Origin of the sequence: Peptoclostridium acidaminophilum DSM 3953 (assembly GCF_000597865.1) — a bacterium.
Taxonomy (GTDB): Bacteria; Bacillota; Clostridia; order Peptostreptococcales; family Peptostreptococcaceae; genus Peptoclostridium_A; species Peptoclostridium_A acidaminophilum.
In genome coordinates this window covers 1,285,649-1,303,005 of sequence record NZ_CP007452.1, presented here as the reverse complement: position 1 = coordinate 1,303,005, position 17,357 = coordinate 1,285,649, and the positions used below count along the sequence as shown (strand labels likewise).

Below are 17,357 nucleotides of genomic sequence, written 5' to 3'. Positions count from 1 at the left end.
CCTCTTGTGAATATATATCTAAACGGAGAAATAGTGGAATCCGAAAAGCTTATATTCAGCCCTCTATCGAGCGGAGCAGCCCACGGCTACGGAGTTTTCGAAACTATAAAAGTCATGGAGGGCAGGCCGATATTTTTAAGGGAGCACTATGACAGGCTTAAAAAATCCTGCATTGCGTCCATGATCACTTTTGAGATGGACTATGAGAGAATAATTCAAGCCTGCTCTGATGTGTTGAGGCTCAACGCTATAAGACGCGGATTCCTCAAGATAACATGCTTTAAAGGCACCTCGGGCAGCGCAGACATTGTCATAAGCACTGGGGAAAAGACATATGACGCTCCAAGGTATGAGGAGGGCTTTAGGCTCTGTTATGCAAGCGTACCAAGGAACGAAGGCTCAGCACTGACGTATATTAAGAGCACAAACTACATGGAGAACATTATGCAGATAAAAAACGTATCTGAGAAGGGTTATGATGAGCCTGTTTTCCTAAACGGTAAGGGAGTCCTCTGTGAAGGCGCTATTTCAAACATATTCTTTGCAAGGGAGGGCAAGGTTTTCACACCCTCTGTGGAATGCGGTCTCCTTGCGGGCATCGCGCGCGACAAGGTCATAATGGCCTGCAAAGACAACGGGATAGAAATTGTTCAGGGAGTCTTCTCGCGGAACTTCTTTAGAACGGCCGATGAGATTTTCATAACCAACTCTCTTATGGGAGTTATGCCGGTATGCCAATTTGAAGGCAGGAAATACAAAGTGAGAGACTATTATATCACCCCCAAGCTGTCTAGAGCATTAGAAGCGATGGAGCTGACAGCGGACAAAGACGGCGAATAAATATCGGAACTTAGGGCAATTAAGACGGAATAGTTGTATGAAAACAAATCTGAAAAAGCGGAAAAAAAACGATTTTGAAAATAGAAAATCAGAGGAGCTGGGGAAACCCAGCTTTTTTATTGCAACCTCTAATGCGCCTCAAAATGGTGAAAATATCCTCCATACAAATACTCTTATATGGTATAATCATATCTAGCGAAATTGTACGAGGAGGCATTTGTTTTGGGAGAAAGAAAGCAAGTTGAAATTTCTGCTGAAGAGCTTGAAAAGCAGGAATATTATATAAGAGAAGTAAGAAGAATAAACGATGAGCAAAGGGAAAAGGCGAGGTGCGCACCAAAATATATAATCTTGACATACGGATGTCAGATGAACGAGCACGACTCTGAAAAAATGAATTTTATGCTTTCGCAGATGGGATACATTCCGTCAGACAATATAAGGGAAGCTGACATTGTAATATTCAATACATGCGCTGTGCGTGAGAATGCGGAGCTCAAGGTATACGGCAAGCTTGGCCATATGAAGACCATTAAGAAAATAAAGCCAGATGTAAAGGTCATGGTTTGCGGCTGCATGATGCAGCAGCAGCATATAATAGACGAAATCCAAAAGAGCCACAGGCACGTGGACGCGGTATTCGGGACGCACAACTACCACAAGCTGCCTGAGTTTGTATATGAATCATACAGCGCTAAGGGCACAATAATCGATGTATGGAACATAGACGGGCAGGTAGTGGAAGGCCTAAGAAGCATAAGAAAGTTCGATACTAAAGCTTATGTTAACATAACTTACGGTTGCAACAATTTCTGCACATACTGCATAGTGCCATACACAAGGGGCAGGGAGAGAAGCAGAAAACCCCATGACATAATCGCGGAGATAAGAGCGCTGGCAAAAGACGGCGTCAAGGAGGTAACACTTCTTGGGCAGAATGTAAACTCATATGGCAAGACACTCGATGAGGAGTACACATTCTCTCGGCTGATAAGGGATATAAACGAAATAGAAGGTTTAGAGCGCATAAGGTTCATGACGTCACACCCAAAGGACCTGAGCGATGAGCTTATATATGCCATGAGGGACTGCGACAAGGTTTGCAATTATTTGCACCTGCCGATTCAATCGGGAAGCAGCAGAGTGCTTAAGAAAATGAACAGGCACTACACCAAGGAGCAGTATCTTACTCTTGTCGAAAAGATAAGGCGAGAAATACCCGACATATCATTCACAACGGACATTATAGTCGGATTCCCTGGGGAGATGGAAGAAGATTTCCAGGATACGCTTGACGTGGTAAGGCAGGTCAGATACGATTCTGCATTTACATTCATCTACTCAAAAAGAAACGGCACTCCTGCCGCAGAGATGAGCGAGCAGGTAGATGAGAAAATCAAGCATGAAAGGCTCGAGCGCCTCATTGCGCTTGTTAATGATATAGGCGCACAGATAAATGAAACATACAGAGATAAGACAGTCCAGATACTTGTCGAAGGCCCAAGCAAGACGGACAAGACCAGGCTTATGGGCAGAACTCCGCAAAGCAAACTTGTCAATTTCGATGGCTCTGATGAACTTGTTGGAAAACTTGTAAGTGTGAGAATAAACGACCCCAAAAGATGTTCTCTTAACGGAATAGTAATATAAAAGCCGGCACTCTAACAGGGTGCCTTCTTTCTCATATTTAAGGTTTAAGGAGGAAAACGCGTGATAGACAAGCTTACCCCTATGATGAAGCAGTACATGGAGATAAAGGAACAGCATAAGGACTGCATACTGTTTTTTCGACTCGGCGATTTTTATGAAATGTTTTTTGAAGACGCTGAAACAGCAGCAGCCATACTGGAAATAGCGCTGACCGGGAAAAGCTGCGGACTTGAAGAGAGAGCTCCAATGTGCGGCGTTCCGTATCACGCTGCCGATTCGTATATAGCAAAGCTCATTCAAAGCGGGCTTAAGGTGGCGATATGCGAGCAGATGGAGGATCCGTCTGCTACAAAGGGCATAGTAAGACGGGAAGTTGTCAGAATCATATCGCCCGGCACCGTACTTGACGATAGCTATCTTGAAACAAAGAAAAGCAACTACCTTATGGCCATATACAGGGACGAACACAGCGGTGATTATGGTGTGTCGTATGTAGACATAACAGTAGGTGAGCTACGCTGCACCCATATAGGAGAAGGCGAGCTGCAAGACGAAATCATAAAAGTGCAGCCCAGCGAAATAATATACAACTGCGATACATGTGCGTCATTTTTCAAGAAACATCCGCAGCTTTGCATTGCTTATATAAATGAGAATTCACGTGAGCATTTCCTGAACGATGAAGAATTGCTTTTCAAATATTTCAGCCGAACGCATATCGAAGGCAAGGGCCTGAGCGAACCGGTTCAAAAAAGTCTTGTGGGATTGCTTTCATATATAGGCTTGACTCAAAATCATATAGCAGCCAACATAAGCAGCATCAATCTCTACAGCAGCAACGACTATATGAAGCTCGACAGCTTTACAAGAAGAAATCTTGAGCTGACGCAGACTATAATGGGCAATTCAAAAAAAGGCTCGCTGCTCCACATACTGGACAAGACAAGGACAAGCATGGGTGGGAGACTCCTAAAGAAATGGGTGGACGAGCCGCTGCTTTCAAGGGAACAAATTGACAGCAGGCTGGAGCTTGTTTGCGAGCTCTACAGCGATTTTTCGTTGCGCGAGGACATAGCGGCAGAGCTTAAAGGAATATACGACATTGAAAGGCTCTGCGGCAAGATCGCCTTCGAAAAGATAAATCCAAAGGAGCTTGTAAATCTCAAGCTCTCGCTTTCAAAGGTGCCTCTAATAAAGAGGCTACTCATGAGCTCGAGCTGCACAAAGCTAAAGGAGCTCTCAGAGGATGTAGACGAGCTAGATGATATCCGTGGCATAATAGAAGCAGCCATACTAGACGAACCTTCCTACTCGTCAAAGGACGGTAACATAATAAAAAGCTCGTACGATCCAAAGGTCGGCGAGCTGCGCGAGCTCACTCAAAACGGTGCAAGGCTGATTCGCTCCATCGAGGAAAAAGAGCGGGAAGCCACAGGCATAAAATCGCTTAAGATCGGCTATAACAAGGTCTTTGGATACTACATCGACATAACAAAGACGAATCTTCGCCAGACAGAGGTGCCCGAAGGCTACACGAGAAAGCAGACGCTCAGCAATTCTGAAAGGTTCATAACGCAGGAGCTGAAGCTGGCAGAGGAAAAAATACTCACAGCACAGGACAAGATAAAGAACCTCGAATACGAGATTTTCGTTGAAATAAGAAACAAGATATACCAGAGCATCGGCAGGCTTCAGGCCACGGCCAGGACAATGGCGCAGCTTGACGCGCTCAACTCGCTTGCCAGCGTGGCATACGACAACGGCTATGTCAAGCCGGAGCTTAATCTGGAGGGGCTCCTTGATATAAAAAACGGAAGGCACCCCGTCATAGAAAAAATGATAGGTCATGAAAATTTCATACCTAACGATATAAGCCAGTCCAGGATAAAAGACATAAACATAATAACTGGCCCTAACATGGCCGGCAAATCGACATACATGAGACAGACGGCGCTTATTTGCCTTATGGCTCACATAGGCTCATTCGTTCCGGCAGACGAGGCAAGGATAGCCTTGCTCGACAGGATATATACCAGGGTCGGAGCAAGTGACGACCTTTCGCAAGGGCAGAGCACATTCATGGTTGAAATGTCAGAGGTGGCCCACATACTCAGCAACGCCACTAAAGACAGCCTGGTGGTGCTTGATGAGATTGGGCGCGGAACCAGCACATACGACGGACTTAGCCTGGCTTGGGCTATAGTTGATTATATCCACAGCAGCATCCGCTGCAAGACGCTCTTTGCCACCCACTACCATGAGCTCACTGAGCTTGAAGCTGAGCTTGAAAGGGTTCAAAACTTCTCCGTGGCCGTAAAGGAAGACGGCGAGGATGTTATATTCCTTAGAAAAATCGTGCCCGGAGGTACAGACAAGAGCTACGGAATACACGTGGCGAAGCTTGCAAAGCTTCCAGCAGAGGTAATTGAAAAATCAAGCAGCATACTCAGCAGCCTGGAGGAAACCAAGATAGCCCACAACAAGAAAAGCATCGCCTCTTCGGGGAATCTGCGTCCGGCCGAGACTGAAATAAAGGTGAATGATGCCCAGCTGGATATGTTCAGCTATAAAAAGGATGCTTTACTCAAGGAACTAACCGATATGGACATCATGAAAATGACACCTATTGACGCCATGAACTGCCTCTACAGGATTCAAAACGAGGCAAGAACGCTTGGGGATGATACTTTTGAATAACAAGATAAAGTTGCTTGACAGCAGCACAATAAACAAGATAGCCGCAGGAGAGGTCGTCGAAAGACCTGCAGCGGTTGTAAAGGAGCTTGTTGAAAACTCGCTGGATGCAAGTGCCGGTCGAATAATAGTCGAGATTGTCAATTCGGGCAAGGAATATATTCGAATAACGGATGACGGGCACGGCATTGACCCGCAGGATGTAGAATCAGCTTTCCTAAGGCATGCGACAAGCAAGATATCGGAAGTTGAGGATCTTGAAAAGATAAACTCTCTGGGCTTTAGGGGCGAGGCGCTGGCGAGCATAGTAGCGGTGTCGAAGCTGGACATAATCACAAAGACCGCCTACTGCCAGACGGGGCTCAAGCTCTCATACGAGTTTGGCAGGCTAAAGAGCAAGGACGAAGTGGCTGCAGCTGAAGGCACAACAATAATAGTAAAGGATATTTTCCAAAATGTGCCTGCAAGGAAAAAATTTCTAAAATCAGACAGGGCAGAGCTCGTATCAATAAGCGATATAATCGACAAGATAGCAATAGGCCACTCAAACGTGAAATTTGAATATACAAGCAACGGTAAAAGGATGCTCTCAACGCCAGGTGATGGCAAAATGCTTAGCGCCATAAGAGCTGTACACGGCAAGGATGTGATGTCGAGCCTCATAGAGCTAGAGCATGAATGCCCGGGCTGCACGGTAAGCGGTTATATATCAAGCAACTCGGCATACAGGAGCAGCAGAAGCTGTCAGTACTTCTTTGTCAATGGCAGATCTGTACGCTCGGACATGCTGAGTGATTGCATACAAACCGCCTACAGGGAGCTGCTGCCTATAGGAAAGCACGCCATGTGCTTTATAAATATAGACATAAGACCGGATATGGTGGATGTCAACATACATCCCACAAAGCTCGAGGTTAAGTTCACGAACGAGGAGTCGCTCTCGGCTTGCTTGAAGGAAGGGATTGGCCGCGCACTAAAAGGCAAGGAGCTTATACCTAAATATAAAACGCCTGCGCCCACCGTAGTAGCATCCACCAGCTTTGGAATCATGCCTTCCGAGGAGCCAATAGACATAGAAAGCTATGTGCAGAGCATGCAAACCTCTGATATGTTTTCAGGCGAAGCACGCAGGGAGGCGAACGATGAGGCTCATGTCAAGACGAAGAAAGAGACGGTCGTGCGTGAAGATTTTGGTCCCATTAATAAAATAGCTGAGCAAGCATATGATTTCAAATCAAGCGATCGAGTAATTAAAAAGCCAGAGCATGAACCAAAGCCAGCATACCATACCTGCACAAGTGAGCGCAAAAGCTGCAATGAAATAAAAGAACTGATTTCAATAGGTGTTTTTCTGAACACGTATGTGGTGGCACAGCGCGGGACATCCCTGTTTCTTATAGACCAGCATGCCGCCCACGAGAGGATACTATACGAAAAATACATGAGCCAGTTTGAATCGCACGCGGTATCAAGCCAGGTCCTCTTGGAGCCTATAATACTCGAGCTTTCCAATTCCGACATGATAATGATGGAGGAAAATATAGAGTGTTTTGCGGGTTTTGGATTCGAAGCGGAATCATTCGGAAGCAACGCCATAATAATCCGAGCAGTGCCCAATATATTCGGCAAGCCCGAATCCGAGAAGTTCGCACTAGAGCTTATAGAATCAATAGGTGCTATAAGCAGCTCTTATGAGCTTAAAAGGGCAGAGATAGCCCAAGTTGCATGCAAGGCCGCAGTCAAGGCTAACGACAGACTCGACTCTGTGGCCGTTGCAAGGTTGCTTGAGGAGCTCTCACTATGTGAGAATCCGTACACGTGTCCTCATGGAAGACCTGTAATAGTTGAAATAAGCAAGAGGGAAATAGAGAAAATGTTTAAGCGCATAGTATAGCCATAAGCTTGAAAATGATGGCGTAATAAAGGAGGAAAAAATGCAAAAAATTCCTGTTATAATAATAGCAGGCCCTACGGCAGTCGGTAAAACCAGGCTTTCAATTGAAATTGCAAAGCATTTCAACTCCAGCATAATATCTGCCGACTCAATGCAGGTATACAGGCAAATGGATATTGGAACGGCAAAGCCTACGGCCGACGAAATGCAAGGAATAAGACACTTTCTTATAGACGAAATAGATCCCTGGGATGATTTTTCAGTGGCTGAGTACAGAAGGCTGGCATGCAGCTATATTGATAAAATAAGCGGTGATGGCAAAATACCTGTAGTAGTAGGCGGAACAGGTCTTTATATCAACGCTATAATGTATGACATGGATTTTTCCGGTTCCAGTTCAAATGAGGATTTGAGAAAGGATCTGTCAGAGTATGCACAGGAGCATGGAGCGGAAAGCCTCTATTCAAGGCTTCTTGAACTTTCGCCCGAAAGCGCCGCGGGCATACATCCAAACAATGTTAAACGGGTCATAAGGGCGCTTGAGATATTTTATGAAACAGGTGAAGGAAAGAAAGATTTCAAGTCGGTTCCAAAGCTTAGCGACAGGTACCTTCCGATTCTGATTGTACTCAGCAGGGACAGGAAAAGACTTTACGAGCTTATTGACCTTAGAGTTGACATGATGATGGAAGCGGGGCTTCTTGAAGAAGTGAAAAGCCTGATAACAAACGGGTGCGACAAAAATATGGTTTCAATGAAGGGAATAGGGTATAAAGAAATTATAAATTACCTGGAAGGGCTGTGCACGCTTGAAGAGGCTGTAGCCCAGATCAAAATGGGAAGCAGAAGGTACGCAAAGAGACAGCTGACATGGTTCAGGCGATATGAGTTTGCCAAATGGATAGATGTTGGAGAATTTGAGGATCACAGCTCATTGCTGAGATTTGCAATCGACTACATTGAAGATATACTAAAAAAAGAAAAATAAAGGGTCTGGCGCCCAGCTCAACTATTAGGAGGGATTATATTGAAAAACAGCGCAATTAATCTGCAGGACTATTTTCTTAACCAGGCTAGAAAAGAAAAAATAATAATAACAATATTCCTTATGAACGGTGTGCAGTTAAAGGGCCTGGTAAAGGGTTTCGACAGCTATATAGTGATTCTGGAGACGGACGGCAAGCAGCAAATGATATACAAACATGCCATATCGACAATAATACCTGCTCAACCAATCAACCTGACAAGCAATTCAAGTATTACTGCTGAATAGTAAATTTAGAAACCGCGATTCAAATCGTGGTTTTTTATTTTTTTGTGATAAAATTTCAATTGTTATGCGAGATCAAAGCAAATTGAAACGGAAAGGTGATACAATTTGAACACACATGTAGAAGACATGCTTAGCGCTTCATACGGCATAGAAGAAAGCATACTGGAAATGGCCAGGGAAGTAGAACAGAGCATCAGGGGAGAATTCAGTAAAATAGAGGAGATATGCGAGTTCAACCAGTACAAGGTACTCTCGGCAATGCAAAGGTCAAAGCTTAGCGACACTCACTTTTCGTGGGCTACAGGCTATGGCTACGGTGACATTGGAAGGAGCAAGACAGAAGAGATATATTCGTATGTGTTCAACACGGAAGACGCGATAGTGAGACCTAACATAGTCAATGGCACGCACGCCCTGTCGCTTTGCCTCTTTGGAACTCTAAGACCAGGAGACGAGATGCTTTCATGCACAGGAAAGCCATACGATACGCTAGAAGGTGTAATAGGAATCAAGGAGACAAGAGGGTCACTAAGCGAATTGGGTGTGACATACAAGCAGGTTGACCTGCTTGAGGATGGAAACAGCGATCTGGAAGCCATAAAAGCGGGCATTAAAGAGAATACAAGGATGGCTTACATACAAAGGTCAAAGGGCTACAGCTGGAGGAAGTCGCTGAGTATAGAGGATATAAGGGTAATATGCGAGGCGGTAAGGAGTGTAAAGCAGGACATAGTAATAATGGTTGACAACTGCTATGGAGAGTTTCTGGAAAAACTAGAGCCCACGGATGTGGGGGCGGACATTATGGCGGGTTCCCTTATTAAAAATCCGGGAGGAGGATTGGCTCTTACCGGTGGATATATAGTAGGCAAAAAAGACCTGGTTGAAGACATATCATACAGGCTTACATGCCCGGGGATAGGCAAGGAGTGCGGATTGACATTCGGAACGACAAGGACTGTGCTTCAGGGACTATTTTTGGCTCCACACGTAGTTTCACAAGCAATCAAGGGGGCCATATTTTGCGCCAAGCTGTTCGAAAACTTGGGTTACGAGGTTTTGCCAAAGCCAGGTGGGCAAAGAAGCGACATAATACAGTCTGTAATGCTTAAGGACGAAAGCGAGGTTGTATCCTTTTGCAAGGGAATACAATCAGCTGCGCCTGTTGATTCGTTTGTATCCCCGGAGCCGTGGGACATGCCGGGCTACGACTCGAAGGTTATAATGGCTGCCGGGGCATTCATTCAGGGCTCATCCATAGAGCTTAGCGCGGATGCGCCCATAAAGCCGCCTTACGCTGTGTATTTCCAGGGAGGGCTGACATATGAGCATTCGAAACTCGGAGCTATGATGGCGTGCTCGAGCATGCTTAAGAGCGCTGCGAACTCTCAAAAAAAATAGCACAAATGCGTATTTTTTGCGGACGAACCTTTACAAAAAAAGCATGTTACGATATAATATTTTCATTGAGAAATGCCAACTATAAGAAAATAAAAACAAATATAATTCGACAAAATACGAACTATATATGAAATGAAATAAATTAAAATTTCACAAAATAACGAATTCTCCTGGGGGGTCCATTATGTTAAGACATCTAAATGAAGATATTTATTCAAGCCTTTTATACTGTATTCCAAAAAATCAGCATGATGAGGAAAGTATTAAAAATGCGCTGCTTTCACATCCTGAAGTAGAATTTGTATCGTTGGCAGGAGTTGACCTTGGTGGTCAGGAAACCGATGAGAAGATCCCTGTGGAGCTTTTCCTTGAGGATATATCTGAATTTTTAAAAGCGGGAATACAAACTGACGGATCAAGCGTTTATCTGCCTGAAATAGCCAGTCTGAATGATGCAAAAGTAATGATACTTCCAGATAAAGATATAAACTGGTATGTGGACTACAACTTTGACAATGTAAACACTGCTAATTACAAGCCGGTGGGCACTCTCAGAATACCAGCTTTTCTAAAGCACGGCAGCGAGCAGGTGGGTTCAAGGGACATACTTAAAAGGGCAATCGAAAACTTTAAAACTGAAGTGGTTGAAATAATAAAGGAAAATCCGCACGTTCTTGAAGAGGTAGGAATAGCATCGTTCGACGATATTGAAGATGTAATAATAACTTCCGCTACCGAGATGGAGTTCTGGGTCAACACTCCGACGGATACCGTGGATGAGGAGCAGCTGTCGATTTCGCAAAGCCTCAAGGAGCAGTACTGGAAGAGGACAAGGGGCGAGGTTAGAACAGCCCTTGAAAGAACAATATGGTTCATGGGCAAGTATGGATTCGAGCCGGAGATGGGCCACAAAGAAGTGGGCGGAGTAAGGCGCAGAATAGGCCTTGGCAGAGAGGGCCACTTCATGGAGCAATTGGAGATTGACTGGAAATACAGCGAGGCCATGCAGGCGGCTGACAACGATATATTTGTAAGAGATCTTATCGAGGATATTTTCAACTTCTGCGGGCTGGAAGTTACATTCGATGCCAAGCCTAATGAGGGAGTGGCGGGCAGCGGCAAGCACACACACCTGGGAATAGCTGCAAAGCTAAAATCAGGCAAATTTGTCAACCTCTTCTCTCCAAAAGATATGAAGAGCGAGTACATGACAAGTATAGGATACGGAGCCCTTATGGGAATTCTTAGGAACTATGAGGTTATCAATCCTTTCGTATCATCTACCAACGATGCGCTCAACAGGCTAAAGCCAGGTTTCGAGGCTCCCGTATGTATTGTTACATCACTTGGAAGAAGCAAAGAAGAACCGTCAAGAAACAGATCAATACTCATAGGATTAATAAAAGACTTCAATAATCCTCTGGCTACAAGATTTGAGCTTAGGGCGCCAAATCCTCATTCCAATACGCACCTTGTAATATCGGCTTGTCTTCAGGGGATGATAGATGGAATAAGGGCTGTATTTGACCAAAAAGCGACTCTGGCTGAACTTGAAGCAGAACTTTCAAAGAAATATGGGGATGAAGGTTTCTATCTCGAAAAGTTCAGACAATACAGAAGTGAGGAAGATGTATACGAGCTTTCCCAGGAGGAAAGAAACAGGCTGTTTGGAACTCCACCAAGAACCGTATGGGATAACATAGTCTCATGCAAGGGCGGCGGTGAAAAGCGAAAAACACTCTACCACAACGGTGTGTTCACTGAAAAGACTGTAATATCCTTTAGATATACGGCAATACAAAGATGGGTAAACGAGCTTCTGGGCAGGATAATACCAAACAATATGGACATTGTCAGAGAATGTAAAAAAGTCCATACTGAGGGAGATATTTCCGACCTTGATGTTGTAATGTGGAACAAGATAAACACCATGAGATGGTATCTGATGAAGGGAAGCATGGACACTGATTCCCTCTTTGCAAGGATAAAAAGAAATCTTGAGGAAAAGAACTTCGACCAAGCTTCAGAGCTTCAGGTGGAGATGAGCGAAAAAATCACCGAACTTAAAGAACTGTATTATGCATATAAGAAGAACCAGTTTTAATCATATTCAAACTGTATTAGATATCTAAAAGTTAAAGGCAGTCAACAGAAGCATATTGCTTCTATTGACTGCCTTTTTAGGTGCTATTTGAAGTATTTTCTGAAAAGTCCCTTGACTATGCCCACAATGGCAACATTCTGCGCATATATTGGTTCCATCGAGGCGTTCTCAGGCTGGAGCCTGATTCTGTCAGCTTCCTTGTAGAACCTTTTTACAGTAGCTGTATTGTCATCCAAAAGCGCAACTACAATCTCGCCATTTTGGGCAGCGGATTGCTTTTTTACTATGATGTAATCCCCATCCATTATGCCTGCTTCTATCATTGAGCTTCCCTTGACTTTGAGTATGAAGTTGTCGTTTCCGTTAATGAAACTTTGAGGAAGTGTCACATAATCTTCTATGTTTTCTATTGCCAGTATGGGTTCTCCGGCAGTAACCTTTCCGATTACAGGAACTCCAACAACATTCTTTTCGATTATGGAATCAAGCTCCCCTGGTACTACGCCAATGGCCCTTGGCTTGCTCGGATCTTTTTTTATGTAGCCCTTTTCCTCAAGCTTGCTAAGATGGCTGTGCACAGTAGAGGTGGACTTGAGATTTACAGCGGCGCATATCTCCCTTACTGACGGAGGATAGCCGTGTTTTGAGACTTGTTCTTTTATAAAATTCATTATGTCGATTTGTTTTTTTGACAGATCGGAATACATGCATCTAGCCCCTTTCTGATTGGAATGAAACACCTGTTCATATTGAGTATATCATTTTTTGTGGCCAAATACAAACTAATGTTCTTTTTTTGCTTGACCAAGAACAGATGTTCTGCTAATATAAATATAGAACGTTAGTTCTACATAGGAGGCTGATCATATGAAAAGGAAGTATGTATACATAATATTATTATCGTCACTATCGATGAACGTTTTCAACATATTTGCTCAGGGCAGGCAGGACATTGGCATGCTGGAAACTAAGCAGGTGGTTGTAATGGACGGAGACACCCTCTGGGGGATTGCCGAAAAAAACATGGATGACGACACTGACATAAGAGACTACATATACCAAATACAGGAGCTCAACGAAATGAACGGAGCAAATCTAATTCCGGGTGAGACCATCATCGTGCCAGCAGCCCAGTAAAACAGCAGATCAAGCCAATTGTCGTAACATTATATGGCAATCATATAATTTAAAAGGCAAAAGCATTTGGAATTATAAGAAAACAGTATTATGCGGCACTTATCAGGATTTAAATAAAAGAGAATAACTGTTGAATACTCGTATGGCAACCCATTTAGACGAGGCTTATATTGCAAAATAATCGAAATTCCTATAATATTTAATTATAGGAATTTCGTATTTCTGCCATATTTTAGCACAATTCATAAGAAGAGCACCATTTTGGACGGGCAATGCTGACGAGTTAACCATAATGCTATTATGCGTACATAAAAATGCGGCCATCAGGCAATAGGGCGAGCTGGTTAACCGTAATGTTATTATGTAAATACAATATTCGGCGCACGGATGTAAATGCGCAAAGAGGTGATAAAATGAATCTGGCAATTCTTGAAACGAGTACGGAAAAGTTCATTAAAAAGCTGGCTTCCGAAAAAAAGTCAAAGCATACAATAACCAACTACTCATCATCAATCGGAAGTCTCATAAAGTATGTCAGAATGCACAAGGGAAACGATGAATTTGATATCAAGGAGACTGTATTCGAGTACATAGACTCCATAAGTCCCAACTATTCTTCAAATACCATAAACACAAGAAGGATCATAATAAAGAGCTTTGTAAACTACCTTGCAGACAGGGGATATATAGAAGAAAGCTTTTCAAGGAGAATAAAGCTGCTAAGAAGGGACAGCAACAAGAGAAAAGAGGTGCTTGAACCTTTTGAGATAGAAAAGCTGCTTGAAATAGCGAGCAGTGAAATATCTGAAGCGGCAGGATATAATGTTTACCATAAGGTGAGAAACAGGCTCCTGCTGATAATGCTGCTTTTTACAGGAATGAGGCGCTCGGAGATTGCGTGTCTCAAATGGAGTGATGTCAACACCAGGACAAACGAGATAAGCGTTGTGGGCAAAGGAAACAAGACGCGCGTGGTTCCTCTCAGGAAGGAAATAAGATACGAGCTCATGGACTTCAAAGAGCTCACAGGCGAACTCGAGGGCAGAGGCTACAGCATGAATTCAAAATACATATTCGGCTCGGAGCACAGGAACAAGCGCACCAAGGAAAAGGACGGCCATGTAAATCCTAAAACTATAGAGGTAATAATAGGATCATTAGTTAAGAAATCGGGCATAACAAAGAAAATAACTCCGCACAATCTAAGACACAATTTCGCCAGCTACGCCTTGAAAAGCGGTATGAGCGTACCCACGCTTTCGGGAATACTAGGTCACGCCTCTCCAGACATAACAATGAAAATATACGCCCATGAGATAAGCAAGGAAGAGCGCGAGAAACAAATGAGCAAGCTGGACTTTGGAATATGATAATCTAGTGAATTACGCCTTGAAAACAGCAGCCACCACTTCGGGATTTTAGTCCTGGAATGGTGGCTGCTTGCAATTTAATTATATGATTTGATGGCAAGCCTATACAAGCTTGAAGTTTACAATTACCCTGGGGTCAAGAACCCTGAATGTAAAGGATTCCCCTATAAAGAGCTTTACCTTTTTAGTGTCGTGCTCGCAGTAGCCTATCGAGAAGTCGCGTCCTATCGTCATCTCGAGATTCTCGCTGTCATATGGAATCAGCATGGCATCTTCAACCACATGGCTGAATACTATGTTTCCGCCTATTAGCTGCTCGATTCTCTTTGCAAGAGGATAGCCTTTAACCTTGGAGTTGATCAAGTTCCACACCTTTTCGCCTACTACAAGAGTGTATGGCTTTTCGGCATAGCAATCCTGCATCATAACTATGGCCTTTGATATTGCCTCCATAATTCCTTCCTCGCTGCCTGAAAATTCAACCGCATTGCCTGCCGCTGAACTTTCCATGCCCTCGATACCTGCGGCTTCAAGGCCGTTGAATATTGCGTTTTCCTCGAAAAGCGCCACTTTTTCAGCTGCCTCTTCAAGCTCGGTGAAATCGATGTCTTTCGCGCCCCTTATGAAATTGTCGAGCTCCCATCTGTCGAGTTCGAAATCTATCCTTATTTCAGCAAGTGGCTTGACTTTGTATAAGCCCATTTTCACATCGCTTTTGTCATCCTTGATTTCAAGTCTTCCTTCAGGAATCGCAGTATAGTTCCAGCCCTTTGGGCCCTGCACATTAACCACTTTTCTGGCCGAAAGATAGCTTTTTAGCACCTCTCCGGCTCTTTTGTCTATCTCTTCCCAGACTTCGTTTACTATTGGAGCAAGTTCTCTTTTTAATATATCCATATTTATATCCCTCCCGTGACTTCTTTTAGTCTATTTTAGGTTTCCGATTCCGAGCGAGCTGTCGCCAGAGGCTGATTCGCCTTCTTCAACAGAAGTGATGTCTGCAGTAGTGAAAAGGTATGTTCTAAGCTCTTCGTCCCACTTAGGCATATTTCGCCTCAGCCATTCAAGAGCCATGCAAGCGTGCTCGATTTCTTCATCTCTGTTATGGGCCAATATGGCTTTTAGTGTCTCGTCGTTTGTTGCTGCAACCCTCTGATTGTACCAGTTGACTGCTTCTAATTCCTCCTTGAGACTGTTTATTGCTCTTGAAATATTCATGGTTTTCTCATCGAGTACATCTAAAGATTCATGGTAATCCATAGGCTAATCCCTCCCCAATCAAATTTTGCATATTATATTTCTAAAATAAAATATATTTAGGTAATACCCATATAATAGACCCGAAAAACAATCTGCATATATAAATGGCCGATATTACAATTATGCAATCCACAAAGCAAGGCGAAATTGACCTTGAGAATCACTCGAATATTGAGAATGTTTTCAATATAAAGACTTATTTGCTTGCTGAATAAAGCTTGTGTCAGCGGGTAGAATAATACAAAAGGGTGATTCGGGGAGGGTTGTTATGGACTACAAAGAAGAGCAAAAGAGAATATTTCGCGACAACATTCATGAGCTCGAAAAAAACATAGAGCAGCTCAAGAGATTTGCGAAGCAGAAAGAGGAATATCGAAACATAGTAGATGAGATAGCCATGAATGCAATGAAAAATGCAAAAATTTTATCACTCTTTGAAGAGGACTAATGAAGATTATCAATTTAACCATAAAATCCAGCGCATGAGAAGCGCTGGACTTTTGTGATATATGGCCAATTATATTATATACATACAGTTATACGTGCATAATACTAGACGTACTCGTTGAAATAGTTCAGCCCTACTTTGAATATGGCGCTCAGAGAATCAAGAACGCCTTTGTCAAGGCAGGAGATTTTACCTATGAAAAAAAGCTCGTGCGGGCTCATATAGCCAAAAGAGAGTTGGGACAGCGCCGTTATGTCCATGCTGGCATCGACCGGCTCACCCGCAGCAGCTGCTTCTACGCGCACAAAGCCCTCACTGTCGCAGCTTATTTTAAAGCAGCCGCTGTTTTCAGGGAGCATCTCGTCCTCAATATTCATTATAAAAGGATCAAACGATGAGGTTGTCTGAATGGATTCAAGGAATCCCTTCAAATTTACTATTCTTCCCATCAGGAAAGGCTTTATGGAAAGCTTGATGTTTCTTATGTCTGGAAGAACTCTATATATGTAGTCGTTCTTGAAAGTATTTATGATGACCTTGGCGACTTGCGTCTTGTGTGAATATGCATAGCCGAGGAGAGACTTTAAAGCATCAATATCGGTGTAGACGATTTCACGCACTATCATCGAATCGCCCTCCAGTGTATATGCCATATAGCCGTCAAAGCCCAAGCGTCCTTCAGCCATTGCAATTCCGCCCTTATCAAGCTTGATCTCTTCAAGCAGTTCCTTGTAGTAATTGGAGTTTCGCAGAGTGAAAAGATTTTTGCCATGTGTAAAGTCGGCATATATGCCTGCCAATATATCGAAGTCTTTATCTGCAGCTCCGGCAAGCCTAAAACGTCTTGTTGGCTTAAAACCAGAGAGCATATCCATCCCAAGCTCGTACATATATTGTTCGCACACGGCCTCATAGCCGAATTTGCGGTATATGCTAAAGTCAATCGGCATTAGTATGCTTACAAGCTCGCCTCTTTTGTAAAGCTCATCTAAGGCAAAGTCAAACAGCTTTCTTACTATTCCAAGACCTCTGTAATGGGGGAGGGTTGATACGCCGACTATATATGATGTGTCATAGCTTTTCCCTCCGAACGAAATCCTGTATGGATTGAGCTGGAGGGCCGACACCACATTGCCTGAATCCTTAGCCACCAGAGTGTTTTCTGATTTATAGCGGCTTTTAAAATAGTAGTCTGTATATTCAATTGAGTCATTGAAGCAGTAGCGCCATATTTCAACAACCTGCTCTTTGTCTGCAGAAGCGGCAAAATCCAAATTCACACTATT

The 17,357-nt window shown here is 43.6% G+C and carries 15 protein-coding genes; 11 read left to right on the top strand and 4 right to left on the bottom strand.

What is annotated here, in order from left to right:
• Positions 1–6: 6 nt before the first annotated feature.
• The 8 genes from EAL2_RS06480 (at position 7) to EAL2_RS06445 (ending at position 11,856) form a co-directional block, all read left to right on the top strand.
• On the top strand, positions 7–840 hold the full coding sequence (locus EAL2_RS06480; RefSeq protein WP_025435584.1) for an aminotransferase class IV: 834 nt from the start codon (positions 7–9) through the stop codon (positions 838–840).
• A gap of 222 nt (positions 841–1,062) precedes the next feature.
• Positions 1,063–2,490, top strand: coding sequence for a tRNA (N6-isopentenyl adenosine(37)-C2)-methylthiotransferase MiaB (gene miaB, locus EAL2_RS06475; RefSeq protein WP_025435583.1), 1,428 nt, complete (start codon positions 1,063–1,065; stop codon positions 2,488–2,490).
• Positions 2,491–2,550: 60 nt separating this feature from the next.
• Positions 2,551–5,187 (top strand): DNA mismatch repair protein MutS, encoded by a 2,637-nt coding sequence (mutS, locus tag EAL2_RS06470; protein ID WP_330375745.1) that lies wholly within the window; start codon positions 2,551–2,553, stop codon positions 5,185–5,187.
• Complete coding sequence (gene mutL, locus EAL2_RS06465; RefSeq protein WP_025435581.1) at positions 5,180–7,078, top strand: DNA mismatch repair endonuclease MutL; 1,899 nt, start codon at positions 5,180–5,182, stop codon at positions 7,076–7,078. The genes mutS and mutL overlap by 8 nt, the downstream gene beginning before the upstream one ends.
• A 40-nt stretch (positions 7,079–7,118) precedes the next feature.
• Positions 7,119–8,066: a tRNA (adenosine(37)-N6)-dimethylallyltransferase MiaA gene (gene miaA, locus EAL2_RS06460; protein ID WP_038601882.1), complete on the top strand. Its 948-nt coding sequence runs from the start codon at positions 7,119–7,121 to the stop codon at positions 8,064–8,066.
• A 39-nt stretch (positions 8,067–8,105) separates the two neighbouring features.
• Positions 8,106–8,351, top strand: coding sequence for an RNA chaperone Hfq (hfq, locus tag EAL2_RS06455; protein WP_025435579.1), 246 nt, complete (start codon positions 8,106–8,108; stop codon positions 8,349–8,351).
• A gap of 126 nt (positions 8,352–8,477) precedes the next feature.
• Entirely contained in the window at positions 8,478–9,752 is a 1,275-nt protein-coding gene (locus EAL2_RS06450; RefSeq protein WP_038602515.1) for a methionine gamma-lyase family protein, read from the top strand.
• 184 nt (positions 9,753–9,936) lie between these two features.
• On the top strand, positions 9,937–11,856 hold the full coding sequence (locus tag EAL2_RS06445) for a type I glutamate--ammonia ligase (RefSeq protein WP_025435577.1): 1,920 nt from the start codon (positions 9,937–9,939) through the stop codon (positions 11,854–11,856).
• A gap of 83 nt (positions 11,857–11,939) precedes the next feature.
• On the opposite strand, the gene lexA is transcribed toward EAL2_RS06445, so the two are convergent.
• On the bottom strand, positions 11,940–12,563 hold the full coding sequence (lexA, locus tag EAL2_RS06440; RefSeq protein WP_025435576.1) for a transcriptional repressor LexA: 624 nt from the start codon (positions 12,561–12,563) through the stop codon (positions 11,940–11,942).
• Positions 12,564–12,723: 160 nt separating this feature from the next.
• Between lexA and yneA the strand changes: the two genes are divergently transcribed.
• Positions 12,724–12,993, top strand: a complete 270-nt coding sequence (gene yneA, locus EAL2_RS06435; RefSeq protein ID WP_025435575.1) for a cell division suppressor protein YneA — start codon at positions 12,724–12,726, stop codon at positions 12,991–12,993.
• A gap of 413 nt (positions 12,994–13,406) precedes the next feature.
• The gene (locus EAL2_RS06430; RefSeq protein ID WP_025435574.1) at positions 13,407–14,363 is read left to right on the top strand and encodes a tyrosine-type recombinase/integrase; all 957 of its coding nucleotides are present in this window, start codon (positions 13,407–13,409) and stop codon (positions 14,361–14,363) included.
• Positions 14,364–14,465: 102 nt separating this feature from the next.
• On the opposite strand, the gene EAL2_RS06425 is transcribed toward EAL2_RS06430, so the two are convergent.
• Positions 14,466–15,260: a family 1 encapsulin nanocompartment shell protein gene (locus tag EAL2_RS06425; RefSeq protein WP_025435573.1), complete on the bottom strand. Its 795-nt coding sequence runs from the start codon at positions 15,258–15,260 to the stop codon at positions 14,466–14,468.
• Positions 15,261–15,290: 30 nt separating this feature from the next.
• Positions 15,291–15,623 carry an encapsulin-associated ferritin-like protein gene (locus tag EAL2_RS06420; RefSeq protein ID WP_025435572.1) on the bottom strand — a complete coding sequence of 111 codons (333 nt, stop codon included), beginning with the start codon at positions 15,621–15,623 and terminating at the stop codon, positions 15,291–15,293.
• 268 nt (positions 15,624–15,891) lie between these two features.
• On the opposite strand from EAL2_RS06420, the gene EAL2_RS06415 reads away from it, so the two are divergent.
• Positions 15,892–16,071, top strand: a complete 180-nt coding sequence (locus EAL2_RS06415; protein ID WP_025435571.1) for a hypothetical protein — start codon at positions 15,892–15,894, stop codon at positions 16,069–16,071.
• 104 nt (positions 16,072–16,175) lie between these two features.
• Here the strand turns inward: EAL2_RS06415 and EAL2_RS06410 are convergent, their stop codons facing one another.
• Entirely contained in the window at positions 16,176–17,351 is a 1,176-nt protein-coding gene (locus tag EAL2_RS06410) for a GNAT family N-acetyltransferase (protein WP_025435570.1), read from the bottom strand.
• Positions 17,352–17,357: the final 6 nt, after the last annotated feature.

Coding starts and splice junctions, on each gene's coding strand:
- EAL2_RS06430 (WP_025435574.1), top strand. CDS start 13,407: ATGAATCTGGCAATTCTTGAAACGAGTACGGAAAAGTTCATTAAAAAG.
- EAL2_RS06450 (WP_038602515.1), top strand. CDS start 8,478: ATGCTTAGCGCTTCATACGGCATAGAAGAAAGCATACTGGAAATGGCC.
- EAL2_RS06445 (WP_025435577.1), top strand. CDS start 9,937: ATGTTAAGACATCTAAATGAAGATATTTATTCAAGCCTTTTATACTGT.
- miaA (WP_038601882.1), top strand. CDS start 7,119: ATGCAAAAAATTCCTGTTATAATAATAGCAGGCCCTACGGCAGTCGGT.
- EAL2_RS06425 (WP_025435573.1), bottom strand. CDS start 15,260: ATGGATATATTAAAAAGAGAACTTGCTCCAATAGTAAACGAAGTCTGG.
- yneA (WP_025435575.1), top strand. CDS start 12,724: ATGAAAAGGAAGTATGTATACATAATATTATTATCGTCACTATCGATG.
- lexA (WP_025435576.1), bottom strand. CDS start 12,563: ATGTATTCCGATCTGTCAAAAAAACAAATCGACATAATGAATTTTATA.
- EAL2_RS06415 (WP_025435571.1), top strand. CDS start 15,892: ATGGACTACAAAGAAGAGCAAAAGAGAATATTTCGCGACAACATTCAT.
- EAL2_RS06420 (WP_025435572.1), bottom strand. CDS start 15,623: ATGGATTACCATGAATCTTTAGATGTACTCGATGAGAAAACCATGAAT.